The sequence below is a fragment of the Nitratireductor lacus genome (assembly GCF_056431025.1).
This window is the reverse complement of record NZ_JBWKMB010000003.1, coordinates 20,770-35,996: the sequence shown is the minus strand read 5'-3', so window position 1 is coordinate 35,996 and position 15,227 is coordinate 20,770. Positions and strand designations below refer to the sequence as shown.

Below are 15,227 nucleotides of genomic sequence, written 5' to 3'. Positions count from 1 at the left end.
CACGGTTTACAAGCCATTCTGAACGCCCGGCCACCGCGCCGGGCGTTTTTCTTTTGGCCCGGCCCTTGCATCTCACTTCCGCCGCATCTTTTATGAAAAAGAACAGCAACTTGAGGCAGGCGGGATCGAAAGAGGCGGATGGATCAGGGCATTTATCTCATAACGCTCGTGGGCACGGCTCTTGTGCTCTTCGCCGCGTTTTCGAGCCTGATTGCCTTTCGCTTCGGCGCACCGCTCCTCCTCATCTTCCTGGGCATCGGCCTGGCAGCCGGGACAGACGGGCTCGGGCTTGATTTCGACAATGCAGCGATTGCCTATTTCATCTGCTCGCTGGCATTGGCCGTTATCCTTTTCGATTCAGGGTTTGGCACGTCCATAACAGCGTTCAGGCAGGCCGCAGCGCCCGCCATCGTCCTTGCGACCATCGGCGTGTTGCTGACCGCCGGGCTCGTGGGCGTTGCAGCCTACTATGTAACGGGCTTCAGCTGGCTTGAGTCCTTCCTGCTTGGCGCAACCGTGGCATCGACCGACGCGGCGGCCGTGTTCTTCCTGCTACGGGTGGGCAACATCTCCGTGCGCGAGCGGGTGCGATCGACGCTGGAAGTCGAATCGGGATCGAACGACCCGATCGCGATCTTCCTCACGCTCTCTCTCGTCGGGCTGATCGCAGGTGGCGAAGCGATCCAGGCGGGAGAACTGGCGGTCGACGTGGCACTCGGCTTCCTGCAGCAGATGGGGATCGGACTCGTGGCGGGCCTCGTCGGCGGCTGGAGCATCGTGCGGCTGGTGGTCCGACTCAGGCTGGAACAGGGACTTTTGCCCATTTTCGTCCTTGCTCTGTCTCTGCTTGTGTTTGCGCTGGCCGGCGCCATGGGCGGTTCGGGCTTTCTCGCAGTTTATGTGGCGGGCCTGATCGCCGGCAATGCCAAGCTGCGCTCGACCGCCATGCTAAAGCGCTTTCAGGACGGCGTGACCTGGCTGGCGCAGATCATCATGTTTCTCGTGCTCGGCCTGTTTGCGACGCCGTCGCAATTTGCCGAGATCATTCTGCCGGCACTGTTTATCGGCCTGTTTCTGATTTTCGTCGCCCGTCCGCTGGCGGTGACGCTCTGTCTGATGCCGTTCCGCTTCTCGCCCGCCGAAAGCGCCTTCATCTCTTGGGTGGGCCTGCGCGGTGCCGTGTCGATCCTGCTTGCGATCACACCGCTGATCGACGAACTGCCGAATGGCCGCCCCCTGTTCAACATCGTTTTCATCATCGTGCTTGTCTCGCTGATCGTGCAGGGCTGGACGGTGGGGCCGCTGGCACGCCGGCTGGGGCTGACACTGCCGCCACGCATGGGGCCGCTGAACAAGGTTGAGCTGGAACTGCCCGGCTCCGCCCGTCATGAACTCCTCGCCTATCGCGTGGTGGCAGGGAGCCCGGTGGAGCGCGGCCAGCGCATTCCACGCTGGGCGAAGCCGTCTCTGGTGGTGCGCGACGGGCGCTCCATGACCTATCAGTATGCCGGGCGGCTCGCCGCCGGCGACCATGTCTATATTTTTGTGCCTGACCGCTATCCGCGCCTGCTCGACCGCCTGTTCGCAAGCCCGGCGGAGGTGGACCCGGAGGATGCCGATTTCTTCGGCGCCTTTGCTGTCGACCCCGAGCGGCCGGCGTCCGACATCGAAGCAGCATATGCGCCGGGACTGAGCGAAGACGACCAGAAGAAGACCATTGCCGACCTCATACGCGAACGGCTCGGTGGACGCGCCGAATATGGCGACCGGACGACCCTGGGTGAAATCGAACTGATCGTGCGCGATGTCGATGAAGACGGACGCATCAGTGCCATAGGCCTTTCGGTTGAACCGCACCCGCCCGAAGCGCGCCTGCCGCTGCTGCTCAACCCCCGCGAGATCCTGCGCCGCATCTTCCAAAAGAAGCAGCCCCCCGGCGCCAGCGCATAATCGCAACCACCATCTTGCACCCGCCGCACGGCGCTGTATGGTCGCCGACGAATTCACATCACTCTTCCACCAGCGGTTCCGGGCGGCCGACTTCTTCCCACCATCCGCGAACCCCTCACAGGAGACATCGACGCATCATGCCGGATTTCAGGACCCTTGACGATCTCAACGACATTGCAGGCAAGCGTGTGCTGGTGCGCGTCGACCTGAACGTGCCGGTGAAAGACGGCAAGGTGAGCGACACCACACGGATCGAGCGCGTCGCGCCGACCATCCAGGAGCTTTCGGGCAAGGGCGCGAAGGTGATCCTGATGGCGCATTTCGGCCGACCGAAGGGCAAGCCTGATCCGGCAGCATCGCTGGAACCCATCGCCTATGCGGTGGAAAGCGTGCTCGACCATCGTGTGCACTTTGCAAAGGATTGTATCGGCGCGCCGGCGGCGGAGGCGATTGCCGAAATGACGAATGGCGACATCCTGCTTCTGGAAAACACGCGTTTCCACGAGGGCGAGGAGAAGAACGATCCCGAATTCGCAAGGGCGCTGGCCGAGAATGGCGACATCTATGTGAACGATGCTTTCTCAGCCGCCCACCGCGCCCACGCCTCGACAGAGGGGCTCGCCCATCTGCTGCCGGCCTATGCGGGCCGCACCATGCAGGCGGAGCTGGAAGCGCTGGAAAAAGGGCTCGGCAAACCGGCCAAACCCGTGCTCGCCATTGTCGGCGGCGCGAAGGTTTCCACGAAAATCGACCTCCTGATGAATCTGGTGAAAAAGGTCGACGCCCTGGTGATCGGCGGCGGCATGGCCAACACATTCCTCGCCGCGCGCGGCACGGAAGTCGGCAAATCTCTGTGCGAACACGATCTTGCAAAGACGGCAAAGCAGATCATGATTGAGGCGGCGGAAAGCGGCTGTGCGCTGATCCTGCCGGTGGATGCCGTGGTGGCGCGCGAGTTTAAGGCTGGCGCGGAGAGCGAAACGGTCGAGATCGAAAGCGTGCCGGCGGATGCCATGATCCTCGATGTGGGCGCAAAAAGCGTCGAGAAGGTCAACGAATGGCTCGACCGCGCCGACACGGTGGTGTGGAACGGTCCGCTGGGTGCGTTCGAGATCGAACCGTTCGACGCAGCGACGGTGGCGGCGGCGAAGCACGCAGCACATCGCACCGCCGAGGGACTGCTCGTCTCGGTAGCCGGCGGCGGAGACACGGTGGCGGCGCTGAACCATGCCGGAGTGGCAGAGGAATTCTCATATGTGTCGACAGCAGGCGGTGCATTTCTGGAGTGGATGGAAGGCAAGAAACTGCCCGGCGTGGAGGCACTTTCGAAGACCCGTTAAGCAAAATGTGAATAGCCTGTCATTTCAATCGATTAGGGGTCTTAAGGGCGCATTCCGTTTGTCATCGTCATCTGCTATCGCCCGGTCATGAACAGACAGGAGACCTGAAATGAGCGAACGCCTTGAGGATATTGCAGCCGCCATGGTGACCCCCGGACAGGGGATACTGGCGGCGGACGAGAGTTCCGGCACCATCAAGAAGCGCTTCGACACGATCGGGCTGGAATCGACGGAAGAGAACCGCCGCGATTATCGCGAGATGATGTTCCGCGCCGAGGCGGCGATGAAGGACTGCATCTCCGGCGTCATCCTCTACGATGAGACGATCCGCCAGAAGGCTGCCGACGGCACGCCGCTGGTCGATGTCATCAAGGCCTCCGGCGCCGTGCCGGGCATCAAGGTCGATGGCGGCGCCAAGCCGCTGGCCGGCTTCGACGGCGAAACCATCACCGAGGGCCTCGACGGCCTGCGCGACCGTCTGGCCGAATATTACGGCCTTGGCGCGCGCTTCGCCAAATGGCGCGGTGTGATCTCCATCTCGAACGACCTGCCGAGCTGGGGCGCGGTGAAGCAGAACGCACAGGCGCTCGCACGCTATGCTGCGCTTTGTCAGGAAGCAGGCATCGTGCCGATCGTCGAGCCGGAAGTGCTGATGGACGGCAAGCCGGGCGATCACTCCATCGACCGCTGCTACGAGGTCACCGAGTGGGTTCTGAAGACAGTCTTCGCCGAACTCTACGACGCGCGCGTCTCGCTTGAGGGCATGGTCTTGAAGCCGAACATGGTGATCGACGGCAAGAACGCCCGCAAGGCGAGCCGCGAGGAAGTGGCCGAAAAGACCGTGCGCTGCCTGAAGTCGACCGTTCCGGCCGCGGTGCCCGGCATTGCGTTCCTTTCCGGCGGCCAGTCGGACGAGGAAGCGACGGCGCATCTCTCGCTCATGAATGCCGGCTTCGACATGCCGTGGGCGCTGACCTTCTCCTACGGCCGTGCGCTGCAGGCTGCCGCGCTGAAGACCTGGGCCGGCAAGAAGGAAAACGTGGCAGCGGCGCAGAAGGCTTTCGCGCACCGCGCGAAGATGAACAGCCTTGCCGCCACCGGCCAGTGGAAGCAGGATCTCGAGGCCGCCTGATCAATCAGGCACATCGAGAACGCATATCGCGGCCCGTCGGCGATTGTCGGCGGGCCGTTTCCGTTCCGCAGCACGCGCGTCAGGATCGGTCAGCCTCAGGGCACCGTCCACGCCTGGGTGGCCGGAGGAGGCACGTCGACCCAGGAGTGTCCGGATGCTACGAAGCAGGTCCGCTTCAGCGGATCCGTCACAATCAGCGTCCAGGTCCCGGCGGACGACGTATAGAGTTCCATCACGGCCCGGTCACCGACCAGACCAAAGCCGGCCTGCCGCTCCTGAAACCTGCTCTCCAGCCAGGAGATAACTTCAGACCGTGGACCGCACGCCCTGACCTGCGCATGCGCGCCTCCTGCAAGGGCAGTAAACATCACGGCTGCGCCGAGTATGGCGGCAGCGTGCCTGATGATTTTCTTGGTAAACATCGCATATCTCCTTCGCCGTTCCGTCCCGGCAAGGGAAATGCGATCTCAGCTCCGCAGAGCCGGGACGGGACAGGCCGGTTCCGACGTCATCATCGCGTCGCTCCTTTCTTGATTTCCGGTCTGTTTGCGGGCGGTTGCGGCACCTGCCGCTCCCGCCTGATTCACACATGATGATGAATGATCGAAAACGCCAGATGCGATCACTGAAGAGTGATGGGATCGAACACGGGCAGGCCAGTCGGTCCTTGCGCTTCAACAAGCCCAGAAACGGCCTGTAAGCGGCGTTTGCAGACCGTGTTTCACGCCCTATTCGCCGCCGCGTAAAAGAATGGTGAGCGACACCGCGGCAAGCGCGATAAGGGCCAGCTTCCAGAAATCGGCACGGCGCCTGAGACCCGGAAAGCCAAGCGGCTTGATGATGTGCACAATCATCATCGCCAGGATGAGAAGCAGCAGGATTTTGGTCATGAAGGCCCGATTCGCGAAGACATATCCTGTTGTGCCTCCCTGCCTGTCGCCTGTCAAAACCGCACCCTTCGCCGCAAGTCTGATTTACGCGCGGCCACCCGATCCGCTAACCTCCTCGCAAAGAGGCTCAAACCGCAGGGAGGAGGCGGGATGGCGTCGCGCTATCACGAGGTCTACGGAAACTGGAAACAGAATCCGGAGGAATTCTGGGCGGAGGCTGCCGCCGAAATCGACTGGTTCGGCCCCTGGGAGAAGGTTTTCGACGCCGGGGCCGGCGTTTACGGACGCTGGTTTCCCGGCGCGACCTGCAACACATGCTTCAATGCGGTGGACCGGCATGTCGAGGGCGGGCGAAAGGATCAACCCGCCCTCGTCTATGACAGCCCCATCAGCCGCCGCCAGAAAAGCTTCACCTATGGCGAGCTGAAAGACGAGGTCTCGGCGCTGGCTGCGGTGCTGAAAGATTTCGGCGTCGGCAAGGGCGACCGCGTGGTCATCTACATGCCCATGGTGCCGGAGGCGGTGTTCGCCATGCTGGCCTGCGCGCGCATAGGCGCGGTGCATTCGGTGGTGTTCGGCGGATTCGCCGCCCGCGAACTGGCCGCACGCATCGACGACGCAGCGCCAAAGGCAATCATCTCGGCCTCCTGCGGGCTGGAGCCCGGCCGTGTGGTGGCCTACAAGCCGCTGCTCGACCAAGCGATCAGCCTCTCCGCCGCCAGGCCGGAGGCGTGTCTGATCCTGCAGAGAGAGGAACAGCGCTGCGACCTGACGGAAGGCCGCGACCACGACTACGCCGAACTGGTGAATGCCGCACGGGCCGAGGGCCGCGTGGTGCCGTGCGAGCCGGTGCTTGCAACCGACCCGCTCTACATCCTCTATACGTCTGGCACGACAGGCCGGCCCAAGGGCGTGGTGCGCGACAATGGCGGCCATATGGTGCGGCTCAAATGGTCGATGTTCAACGAATTCGGCATCAGGCCGGGTGAAACCTTCTGGGCGGCATCGGATGTGGGCTGGGTTGTGGGCCACTCCTACATCGTCTATGCGCCACTGCTTCATGGCTGCACCACAATCCTCTTTGAGGGCAAGCCGGTCGGCACGCCCGATGCCGGCGTGTTCTGGCGGGTAATCGCCGAACACAATGTGGCCGCGCTCTTCACCGCGCCGACCGCGTTTCGCGCGATCCGTACGGCAGACCCGGACGCGGAGATGCTGGCCCCGCACGACCTCTCCGGCTTCCGCACACTCTTTCTGGCTGGCGAGCGCGCCGATCCCGACACCGTCAAATGGGCGGAGAGGACGCTGGGCGTTCCAGTGATCGACCATTGGTGGCAGACGGAAACCGGAGCACCGATCAGCCAGGACCCAATCGGGCTCGGGATGCTCCCGGTTAAATATGGCTCCCCCGGCGTGCCTATGCCGGGGTATGACGTGCAGGTTCTGGACGATGCGGGACACGAGGTGCCGGCAGGCACACTCGGCAATGTGGTGGTGAAGCTGCCACTGCCGCCTGGCGCATTGCCGACGCTCTGGAACGACGACAGGCGGTTTCGCGATGCCTATCTCAGCGAGTTCCCCGGCTACTACAAGACGGCGGACGCCGGCTTGCTGGACGAAGACGGCTATCTCTTCATCATGGCGCGCACGGACGACATCATCAACGTGGCGGGCCACCGACTTTCCACCGGCGGCATGGAAGAGGTGGTGGCCGAACACCCGGCCGTCGCCGAGTGCGCGGTGATCGGCATTGCCGATCCACTGAAGGGACAGGTGCCCTGCGGCTTCGTGGTGCTGCATGGAAAGAACACAGCCGATATGGGCACGGTGGAACGTGAACTGATCGCCATGGTGCGCGAGCGCATCGGGCCTGTCGCCGCATTCAAGAAGGTCGTGCCGGTGAAGCGCCTGCCCAAGACACGCTCGGGCAAAATCCTGCGCGCCACCATGCAGAAGATCGCCGACCATCAGGAATGGACCATGCCGGCCACCATCGACGACCCGGCCGTTCTGGATGAAATCGGCGAGGCGCTCGGCCGGTCGGACTCCTGATCACGCGTCAGCAGGCCGCACAGCTCTTGACCTTCCCGCGCCTGCGGCGCAGGGTCCAGCCGTTTTCGGCATGAGGATTTAACATGGCACTGGACGGCAAGACAGCAATCGTAACGGGCGGCGCGGGCGGTATAGGCTATGCAATCGCCGAGCGGTTTCTGCGCCACGGCGTCAAGGTCGTGATCGCCGACCTGGAGAGTGAAAAAGGCGCGCAGGCGCTGGCCGACCTCGAAAAACTGGGTGATGCGCGCTTTGTGAAGGCCGATGTGAGCAAGCGGCTCGACGTTCACAACCTGCTGGCCGAGACGATCGATGCCTTCGGTGATGTCGACATTCTCGTCAACAATGCAGGGATCGTGCACGCAGCCGATTTTCTCGATCTCAAGGAGGAAGACTTCAACCGTGTGCTCGACACCAATCTGAAGGGCACCTTCCTGACAGGCCAGGCGGTCGCGCGCTATATGGTCGAGAAGGTCGAAGGCGGCGGCGCGGCCGGCACGATCATCAACATGTCGTCGATCAACGCCATTCTCGCCATCCCCGAACAGATCGCCTACACGGTATCCAAGGGGGGTGTCAGCCAGCTCACACGCGTCATGGCGCTGGCACTGGCGCCCTACGGCATCCGCGTCAACGCTATTGGCCCAGGCTCGATCGCAACCGACATGCTTGCCAGCGTGAACAGCGACCAGGCAGCGCGCAACCGGATGCTTTCGCGCACGCCGCTCGGTCGCATCGGGGAGCCTGGCGAAATCGCATCGGTGGCAACCTTTCTGGCCGACGACGATGCGAGCTACGTGACGGGACAGACCATCTATGCCGATGGCGGTCGGCTGCCGCTGAACTACACGGTTGAGGTCAAGCCGGAAGGATCCTGACAAAACGCTGTCACCACCGCGGAGCGATAATACTCCTGCCAGAATCAGGAGATTGTTGCCATGTCAGACTTCCCCGGAAGCTTCCTCAATGCTGTCCGCCGCTGGGCCGACCAAACCCGTGAGCGCCGGCGGCGCAGGCTGACCAGACGAATGCTGAACGACCTGCCGACCGCCGTGCAACGCGATATTGACTGGGACCCCGCCAGCCGCCATCGGCGCTGAGCCTGCCGCACTTCAAGGAGATGCAATGAGTGATCGCAAGAAAATCGGCTTCGTCTTCATCGAGAACTATGCCGACTGGGAATACGGCCTTCTCGCCGCTTCCGCCGTGGAATGGCTTGGCGCGGATGCCGTGGCGCTGACGCCTGGCGCCGGAACGGTGACGTCGATCGCCGGTTTTCGGCGAACCGGCGACCGAGGGGTCTCTGCGGAGGAAAACGCGGATCTCGGCGCTGTTGCAGTGATCGGGTCCGACCGGTGGACCGTGGCCGATGCACCGGACATCGCCCCGCTTCTGCAGGCGGTGGGAGCCCGTGGTGGTGTGGTGGGCGGCATCTGCGCGGGCACGCTTGCACTCGCACGTGCAGGGCTTTTCCAAACCCGCACCCACACCAGCAACGGCGCGGACTGGATCGACGAGAACCTGCCCGACTACAAAGGCAGAGAGAATTATCGCGATGTGCCTTTCGCCATCTGCGATGACCGCGTGGTGAGCGCACCCGGCACCGCACCTGCCACCTTTGCTTCAGCTTTCCTCGAAGCTGTCTTCCCTGACAAAATGGAGATGCTGACGGAATTCCGAGCGATGATGGCGCGCGAGTTTCAGCCCGGCTGAGCACGTTCTCAATCTCAGGCAACACCTTTTCAGCCCTCCTGACGGAATGTTGTCAGGAGGGCTGTGTCATTCTTGCCCCATCGACAATATCGACAATGGAGGGTTGTGAGGCATGTCCGATACGTTGCCGCTAAACGCAGTGGTCTGGGCGGAGATCCCGGTGACCGATCTCGATCGCGCGCGGGACTTCTACGCCGCGGTGGTGCAGAACGAACTCGTGCTGCGCGAGGACGGGCCCAACCCGTTCGCCATCTTCGACACACGCGATCCGCAGGATTCTGTCGCCGGACACATCTACCCCGGCAAGCCGGCTCCGGAGGGAACCGGCCCGACGATCCATCTTGCGGTGCCGGCCCCGCTTGAAGACGCCATGGAGCGTGTCACAAAGAATGGCGGCAAACTGGTATCACCCATTATTACTATTCCTGCCGGCCGTTTCGTGTATTGTCTCGACCCCGACGGAAACAGCTTCGGAATTTTTGCGTGAGGAGAAATACGCATGCGCCGTGCTGACCGACTTTTTCAGATCGTCCAGCATTTGCGGGGCGGGCGCCTGGTTACGGCGCGTCTTTTGAGCGAGCGTCTCGAGGTTTCCGAGCGCACGATCTATCGTGATATTGCCGACCTGCAGTCGACCGGCGTGCCGATCGACGGTGAAGCCGGTGTCGGCTATCTGATGCGGGAGGGGTTCGAGCTTCCCCCGCTCATGTTCACACGCGATGAGATCGTGGCGCTGGTGGCCGGTGCGCGCATGGTTCGCGCCTTTGGCGGCGCGGCCATGGCGCGGGCGGCCGAGGAAGCCCTGATCAAGATAGGAACCGTGCTGCCCGAGCCGGAGCGCGACCGCATTGCCCGCACCGAAATTCACACCCCGCGCTGGGTGGTGAGCGACATGGACCGCCAGGCCATCGACACGCTGGAGCGTGCGGTGGAGACGAGGGACGTACTCTCCATCGATTACCGGGATGAAGCCGGGCGCACCTCCGAGCGCGACGTGCGCCCGCTTGGTCTCTGGTTCTGGGGCAAGGTCTGGACACTGGTGGCGTGGTGCGAGTTGCGCGGGGATTTCCGCACATTCCGCATCGACCGCATCGCAACGATGAAACCGGCAGGTCGGACTTTCCGCCCTGAGCGAGGCAAGCAGCTTGCCGACTTCTACCGGCGCATGGAAATGCACGAAGCCATGATGGGCAGAGCCTGCGCGAGCTGAGGGATGCCCCCCGGCAGCCGGGGAGCGATCTAAACTATTGATGGAGCATCGGAATAATCCGAAAACCGGTTTCCACTTTTCGGTCCGATGCAATAGATCGCCGTGCGTCCATCCGGACGCACAAAGGACGATCTAAATTATTAATGGAGCATCGGAATAATCCGAAAACCGGTTTCCACTTTTCGGTCCGATGCAATAGATCGCCGTGCGTCCATCCGGACGCACAAAGGACGATCTAAATTATTAATGGAGCATCGGAATAATCCGAAAACCGGTTTCCACTTTTCGGTCCGATGCTCAATATTCGGATCAGGACCGCTCGTCCTCTTCTTCTTCGTCCGCATCGCTGGATTTCAGCGACGAGAGCTTGGCAAAGACCGCATCCGCGTCGAGTTCCTGCTCGTCGGAGGACGTCTCGGACGGAGCCTGCTCACCGATCGGCAGATCCTCGGTCTCGGAAGCCGGGAGCAGGGTCTCGCCGGTGCTTTCCTGCGGCGGCAGGTACTTTGCCGCGCGCTGCACTTCCAGATCGAGATCGATCTGCGAGCAAAGGCCCAGAGTCACCGGGTCCATCGGCACGAGGTTTGCCGAATTCCAGTGCGTGCGCTCACGGATCGCCTCAATGGTCGATTTCGTGGTGCCCACAAGACGCGAGATCTGCGCATCCTTGAGCTCGGGATGATTGCGCACCAGCCAGAGAATGGCGTTGGGGCGATCCTGGCGCTTGGAGAGCGGCGTGTAGCGGGGGCCCTTGCGCTTGGTCTCGGGCACGCGAACCTTCGGCTCCGAAAGCCGCAGCTTGTGGTTCGGGTTGCCCTCGCCAAGGGCGATTTCCTCGCGGGTGAGCTGTCCGGTCATAACCGGGTCCATGCCCTTGATGCCCTGTGCGGCATCACCATCGGCAATCGCCCCCACTTCGAGCGGGTGGAGTTTGCAGAATTCGGCGATCTGATCGAAGGTCAGTGCCGTGTTGTCGACCAGCCAGACGGCGGTGGCCTTGGGCATGAGAAGCGTGTTGGCCATGTGTCAAGAATCCTCTTCCTTCGCCCGCGTCCCTGGCGCGGGCGGTGGTCATAACCACCGATGTTGGGAAATATCGCCCGCGTTATAAACTGAAACGTCCCCCTGACGCAACAAATTGCGCGACACGGCAGATGGGGAGTGTCACCGAACCGTCATCGATGTGTCATCGGCCTGAAATCAAGGCTTCCGATTGTGCCGCTCCTATGGGTCTTGAGGGAGTTTTCAGACATGGGACGCCACGCAATCATTCTGGGCCTGCTGGCAAGCACGGCCGTCATTCTGCCCGCGCATGCGGACATGGCATTCAACCGCATCGCCACCTTCCCGGTGGCGGAGAACCTGCCGGCTGATGCCGATGTGACAACAGAAACCTCCTCGGAGATCATCGCACGCAGCGCAGATGGCAAGACGCTGATTTACTCCGACAGCCCGCTGGGCGGTGTGGGTTTCGTTGACATCGGCGATGCCAGCGCCCCGAAGGCGGGCGGCATGCTCAGGCTGGACGGCGAGCCTACCTCGGTGGCTGTGGCGGGCCAGAAGGCCATCGCGGCCGTGAACACCTCCGAGAGCTACACAAGCCCTTCCGGCAATCTCGTGGTGATCGACATGGCGGCGAAGACCGCCGAGAAGTCCTGCGATCTGGGTGGCCAGCCGGATTCAGTGGCCGTCAGCAGTGACGGGCGTTTTCTCGCCGTCGCCATCGAGAACGAGCGCGACGAGGACCTGAACGACGGTGTGATCCCGCAGATGCCCGCCGGTGACCTGAAGGTCTTCAATCTCAACGACGGGGTTCCCGACTGCGGCAGCATGAAGACCGTCTCCCTGAGCGGCCTTGCAGAGATCGCACCGGAAGACCCGGAGCCGGAATTCGTTGATTTCAACGACGCCGGCGAGATCGTCGTCACCATGCAGGAAAACAATCACATCGCCGTGGTTGCAGCCGAGACCGGCGAGGTGACAGGCCATTTTTCCGCCGGCCAGATCAGCCTGGAAAACATCGACACGCTGGACAATGGCGCCATCGCTTTCGATCAGAATGTGCAGAACCTGAAGCGCGAACCGGACGCCGTGAAATGGCTGGACAGCGATCGGTTCGTCACCGCCAATGAAGGCGATTATGAAGGTGGATCGCGCAGTTTCACCATCTTCAGCAAGTCAGGCGACGTTCTGTTCGACAGCGGCAATGATCTTGAGTTCCGCGCTGCGGCTGCCGGCCACTATCCCGACAAGCGCTCAGACGCCAAGGGCACCGAGCCGGAAGGACTGGAAGTCGCGACCTTCGGCGATCAGCAGTACATCTTCGTGGCACTGGAGCGCGCCTCGCTCGTCGTCGTCTACCGCGACACGGGCGGTGCGCCGGAATTTGTCCAGGTCCTGCCCTCCGGCATCGGCCCTGAAGGCCTCGTGGCCATACCCGAACGTAACCTGCTCGTTACGGCAAACGAGGCCGATCTGGTGGAAGACGGCGCGGCCCGCTCTCACGTGATGGTCTACGAACTGACCGAAGGAGAGCCCGTCTATCCGACCATCGAATCGGCGCGTGACGACAATGGCGTTCCGTTTGGCTGGGGCGCCCTCTCCGGCCTCGTGGCAGATTCCGAAAAGCCGGGCACACTCTACGCCGTGTCCGACTCCTTCTACCGCAACCAGCCGGCCATCTTCACCATCGATGCGACCGAGACGCCGGCCCGGATCACCGCCAGGACCATCGTCACGCGCGGCGGCATGGCAGCCCAGAAGCTCGACCTCGAGGGCATAGCCAATGACGGCAAAGGCGGCTTCTGGCTCGCTTCGGAAGGCCGCACCGACCGTCTGACGCCACATGCGCTCTTCCGCGTCGACGCCGCCGGCGAGATCAGGGAAGAGATCGCGCTTCCCGCGGAGCTTCTGGCAGTCGAAAAGCGTTTCGGCATGGAAGGCGTGACCGTGGTCGGTGAAGGCGATGACCAGATGCTGGTCATGGCCATTCAGCGCGAATGGGGCGACGATCCCAAGGGCCAGGTGAAGCTTTTGAGCTACAGACCCGCCAGCGGCGAGTGGGCCGCCGTGCGCTACCCGCTCGATGCAGGCGAGAAGGGCTGGGTCGGCCTCTCCGAGATCACCGCTCACGATGGAAAGCTCTATATCGTCGAGCGTGACAACCAGATCGGCACGTCTGCGAAGATCAAGAAGCTCTACAGCGTGTCGCTCGACGGCTTTCAGCCGGCGGCGCTGGATGCGGATCTGCCGCTGGTCGAAAAGACACTGGAGCGCGACCTGTTGCCCGACATGAAAGCCGCGACCAACGGCTATGTGGTCGACAAGATCGAGGGTCTCGCCATCGACGCGGAAGGCACGGCCTACTTCGTGACCGACAATGACGGTGTGGACGATTCATCCGGTGAGACGATTTTCGTCAATCTCGGCAAACTCGACGCCACAAACTAGAGCAAATCCAGGCAACGCGGAAACGCGGTGACACAGCCTCCCAGGGCGAGAAAACCCCGGCACAAGCGCCGGGGTTTTCTTTTGGGTCAACGCCTCCCCATGGTCAGGCGACTTCGAGCACGATCTTGCCGATATGGGCACCCTCTTCCATGCGTTCATGCGCACGCCAGGCCTCTTCAAGAGGAAAGGTCATGTCCATCACGGGCGAAATGCGGCGCGCGGCGAGAAGCGGCCAGACATGCGCTTCCAGCTCGGTGGCGATACGTGCCTTGAACGCCACGGAACGGGGCCTGAGCGTGGAGCCCGTATGGACAAGCCGCTTGCGCATGACCTGCGAGAAATCGACCGTAGCGCGCGAGCCTTTCAGGAAGGCGATCTGCACGATGCGACCGTCCATGGCGGCGGCGGCATAATTGCGTTCGATATAATCGCCGCCGATCATGTCGAGGATGACATCCGCCCCATGACCATCCGTCTCTTCCTTGACGGCTTCGACGAAATCCTCGTCACGATAATTGATCGAACGCACCGCACCCAGAGAGGCGCAGGCAGCGCATTTCTCGGCCGAGCCTGCCGTGGCGATCACCTTCGAGCCCAGTGCCGTGGCCACCTGGATGGCCGTTGTGCCGATACCCGAGGAACCGCCATGAACGAGCAGCGTTTCGCCCGCCTTCAGGCCGCCGCGCTGAAACACATTGTGCCACACGGTAAAGAAGGTTTCAGGCACCGCTGCCGCTTCGGTGAAGATGAGACCGTGCGGGATCGGCAGTGCGTTGGTCTCATGCGTGAGGCAGTACTCGGCATAGCCGCCACCCGGCGTGAGCGCGGTAACGCGATCGCCCACCTGCCAGCGCTTCACGCCTTCGCCCACCGCAGCCACCTCGCCGGCCGCTTCCAGACCCGGCAGGTCCGAGGCGCCAGGCGGCGGTGGATAAAGCCCCTTGCGCTGAAAGACATCCGGCCGATTGATGCCCGCAGCGCGCACCCTTATCAGAATCTCGCCCTCACCGGGCTTCGGCACGTCGCGCTGCTCCGGTTTCAGCACGGTCGGTTCGCCGGGTGTGCTGATCGCAACCGCCGTCATCGTTTCTGGAAGCGTTGTGTGGTTCATCATGCCCCTGTTGATTTGATAAAGATCTGACAACACAATCGGCGAGCGGTGCTGCCGGATCAAGGGTAATCCCACACGCGGCGCTGCGAGCGACGGGAGAGGACACGATGGCCATTTTCGAGGAAGAAGAGAAGAAACCTGGTTCGGGACATCAGATCGGGCAGGATCTCTCGCTGCTGTCCGTCGATGAACTCAGAAACCGGATTGCAAAGTTGAAAGAGGAAATCGTGCGCCTCGAAGAGGAAGTTGAAAGCAAGGGTGCAACGAAAAACGCCGCAGAGGCGTTGTTTCGCCGCGACTGAGACACACCGGACAGCGCAATCCCGGCCTTGAGCGCCGGTTTTGCGATGCTCCACGGAAGGTTATTCGCGCATATTGC

Annotated in this window: 15 protein-coding genes; 11 read left to right on the top strand and 4 right to left on the bottom strand. The window is 62.4% G+C overall.

The window, feature by feature from the left end:
- Window positions 1-138: 138 nt before the first annotated feature.
- The 3 genes from AC07E3_RS03250 (at window position 139) to AC07E3_RS03240 (ending at window position 4,422) form a co-directional block, all read left to right on the top strand.
- Complete coding sequence (locus AC07E3_RS03250; protein WP_478360286.1) at window positions 139-1,950, top strand: potassium/proton antiporter; 1,812 nt, start codon at window positions 139-141, stop codon at window positions 1,948-1,950.
- Between the two features lie 137 nt (window positions 1,951-2,087).
- A complete protein-coding gene (locus AC07E3_RS03245; RefSeq protein ID WP_336069821.1) occupies window positions 2,088-3,290 on the top strand; it encodes a phosphoglycerate kinase in 1,203 nt (400 codons plus the stop codon).
- 109 nt (window positions 3,291-3,399) lie between these two features.
- Window positions 3,400-4,422 carry a class I fructose-bisphosphate aldolase gene (locus AC07E3_RS03240; protein ID WP_349365994.1) on the top strand — a complete coding sequence of 341 codons (1,023 nt, stop codon included), beginning with the start codon at window positions 3,400-3,402 and terminating at the stop codon, window positions 4,420-4,422.
- Window positions 4,423-4,517: 95 nt separating this feature from the next.
- Here the strand turns inward: AC07E3_RS03240 and AC07E3_RS03235 are convergent, their stop codons facing one another.
- Window positions 4,518-4,844, bottom strand: a complete 327-nt coding sequence (locus AC07E3_RS03235) for a hypothetical protein (protein ID WP_478360285.1) — start codon at window positions 4,842-4,844, stop codon at window positions 4,518-4,520.
- A gap of 306 nt (window positions 4,845-5,150) precedes the next feature.
- Window positions 5,151-5,312, bottom strand: a complete 162-nt coding sequence (locus AC07E3_RS03230) for a hypothetical protein (RefSeq protein WP_336069814.1) — start codon at window positions 5,310-5,312, stop codon at window positions 5,151-5,153.
- Between the two features lie 150 nt (window positions 5,313-5,462).
- Between AC07E3_RS03230 and AC07E3_RS03225 the strand changes: the two genes are divergently transcribed.
- The 6 genes from AC07E3_RS03225 to AC07E3_RS03200 all read left to right on the top strand — a co-directional run bounded on the left by AC07E3_RS03225 (window position 5,463) and on the right by AC07E3_RS03200 (window position 10,287).
- Window positions 5,463-7,364, top strand: coding sequence for a propionyl-CoA synthetase (locus AC07E3_RS03225; RefSeq protein ID WP_478360284.1), 1,902 nt, complete (start codon window positions 5,463-5,465; stop codon window positions 7,362-7,364).
- A gap of 83 nt (window positions 7,365-7,447) precedes the next feature.
- Window positions 7,448-8,242 (top strand): SDR family NAD(P)-dependent oxidoreductase, encoded by a 795-nt coding sequence (locus tag AC07E3_RS03220; RefSeq protein ID WP_336069809.1) that lies wholly within the window; start codon window positions 7,448-7,450, stop codon window positions 8,240-8,242.
- Between the two features lie 60 nt (window positions 8,243-8,302).
- Window positions 8,303-8,464, top strand: coding sequence for a hypothetical protein (locus AC07E3_RS03215; RefSeq protein ID WP_171900094.1), 162 nt, complete (start codon window positions 8,303-8,305; stop codon window positions 8,462-8,464).
- Window positions 8,465-8,489: 25 nt separating this feature from the next.
- The gene (locus tag AC07E3_RS03210) at window positions 8,490-9,077 is read left to right on the top strand and encodes a DJ-1/PfpI family protein (RefSeq protein ID WP_478360283.1); all 588 of its coding nucleotides are present in this window, start codon (window positions 8,490-8,492) and stop codon (window positions 9,075-9,077) included.
- 112 nt (window positions 9,078-9,189) lie between these two features.
- Entirely contained in the window at window positions 9,190-9,564 is a 375-nt protein-coding gene (locus AC07E3_RS03205) for a VOC family protein (RefSeq protein ID WP_223005549.1), read from the top strand.
- Between the two features lie 12 nt (window positions 9,565-9,576).
- A complete protein-coding gene (locus AC07E3_RS03200; RefSeq protein ID WP_007008294.1) occupies window positions 9,577-10,287 on the top strand; it encodes a helix-turn-helix transcriptional regulator in 711 nt (236 codons plus the stop codon).
- Between the two features lie 309 nt (window positions 10,288-10,596).
- Here the strand turns inward: AC07E3_RS03200 and AC07E3_RS03195 are convergent, their stop codons facing one another.
- Complete coding sequence (locus tag AC07E3_RS03195) at window positions 10,597-11,310, bottom strand: DUF1013 domain-containing protein (RefSeq protein WP_065816913.1); 714 nt, start codon at window positions 11,308-11,310, stop codon at window positions 10,597-10,599.
- A gap of 228 nt (window positions 11,311-11,538) precedes the next feature.
- On the opposite strand from AC07E3_RS03195, the gene AC07E3_RS03190 reads away from it, so the two are divergent.
- On the top strand, window positions 11,539-13,737 hold the full coding sequence (locus tag AC07E3_RS03190; RefSeq protein ID WP_478360282.1) for an esterase-like activity of phytase family protein: 2,199 nt from the start codon (window positions 11,539-11,541) through the stop codon (window positions 13,735-13,737).
- Window positions 13,738-13,840: 103 nt separating this feature from the next.
- On the opposite strand, the gene AC07E3_RS03185 is transcribed toward AC07E3_RS03190, so the two are convergent.
- Entirely contained in the window at window positions 13,841-14,851 is a 1,011-nt protein-coding gene (locus tag AC07E3_RS03185) for an NAD(P)H-quinone oxidoreductase (RefSeq protein WP_478360281.1), read from the bottom strand.
- Window positions 14,852-14,955: 104 nt separating this feature from the next.
- On the opposite strand from AC07E3_RS03185, the gene AC07E3_RS03180 reads away from it, so the two are divergent.
- A complete protein-coding gene (locus AC07E3_RS03180; RefSeq protein ID WP_065816910.1) occupies window positions 14,956-15,150 on the top strand; it encodes a DUF1192 domain-containing protein in 195 nt (64 codons plus the stop codon).
- The last annotated feature ends 77 nt before the right edge of the window (window positions 15,151-15,227 follow it).